This window comes from Alcaligenes sp. 13f (assembly GCF_020496585.1).
In the GTDB taxonomy this organism is placed as follows: domain Bacteria; phylum Pseudomonadota; class Gammaproteobacteria; order Burkholderiales; family Burkholderiaceae_B; genus Alcaligenes; species Alcaligenes phenolicus.
This window is the reverse complement of sequence record NZ_JAHKKC010000063.1, coordinates 1-723: the sequence shown is the minus strand read 5'-3', so window position 1 is coordinate 723 and position 723 is coordinate 1. Positions and strand designations below refer to the sequence as shown.

Here is a 723-nt window from a genome sequence, read left to right as displayed (position 1 = left end):
CCCTGAAACGGGCGGCGATAGGCAGGTTAAGGCAGCAAAGAGGTTACAAGCCTCTTCCCTTGCGGCGGGTCTACATCCCCAAAGCGAACGGTAAAGAACGCCCCTTGGGCATTCCCACGCTGTTCGACCGGGCGATGCAGGCTTTGCATTTGCTAGGGCTTGAACCCGTGGCAGAAACCACGAGCGACCCGAACAGCTACGGCTTTCGGAAACAACGTTCAACGGCGGATGCAATGGGACAGATATTTGTCTGCACATCCAAAAGGGCTTCGGCCCAATGGGTGTTGGAGGCGGATATTCAAGGCTGTTTTGACCACATTAACCACCAATGGCTGGTTGACCACGTTCCCATGAACAAGGTTGTCCTGCGTAAGTGGTTAAAAGCCGGGGTGGTCCACAAGGGCCGCCTCTCGCCAACCGAAGAAGGAACGCCGCAAGGCGGAATCATCTCGCCCACGTTGGCGAATGTGTGTTTGAACGGGCTGGAGTCAGACCTGAAAGCGTATCTCGGTACGCGATACGGGAAGACGAAAGCCACGAAGCTGAAAGTCAATGTGGTCCGGTACGCCGACGATTTCGTGATTACCAGCAATTCGAAAGACTTGTTGGAGACTGAAATCAGGCCGTGGGTAGAAGCCTTCCTTGCACAACGAGGACTGCGACTATCGCCGGAAAAGACGAAAGTCGTACATATAGACGAAGGCTTTGACTTTCTGGGATGGA

Annotated in this window: 1 protein-coding gene; it reads left to right on the top strand. The window is 54.4% G+C overall.

Going from position 1 to position 723, the window contains the following annotated elements; translation table 11 throughout:
• On the top strand, positions 1-723 hold a 723-nt coding region (locus tag KOE80_RS20135), incomplete at both ends, for a reverse transcriptase domain-containing protein (protein WP_264180322.1).